Annotated in this window: 1 protein-coding gene; it reads right to left on the bottom strand. The window is 45.5% G+C overall.

The features are described 5' to 3' along the window. The coding region (lipB, locus tag ACR9ZK_RS22290; RefSeq protein WP_481344118.1) for a lipoyl(octanoyl) transferase LipB at window positions 1-264 on the bottom strand (264 nt) is incomplete at both ends.

Genomic DNA, 264 nt, shown 5'->3' with positions numbered 1-264 from the left:
ATGATATATTCAAAATACCGCATATCGGTGTTCACATTGAGAGCAAAACCATGCAATGTTACCCAACGGGAAGCTTTTACGCCCATCGCACAGATTTTTCGGGCATACGGTTTTCCCACATCCAGCCATACTCCGGTTTCACCCGGCGAACGTTCTCCTTTCAGGCCGTATTCGGCGATGGTTCTGATGATGACTTCCTCCAGGTTTCTCATGTATTTATGAATGTCTGTGAAGAAATTCTCAAGATCGAGAACAGGATAACCG

The organism is Monashia sp. HAY1-5C (assembly GCF_056755255.1).
The sequence above is the reverse complement of the archived record's forward strand: the minus strand, read 5'-3'. Positions and strand labels throughout refer to the sequence as shown.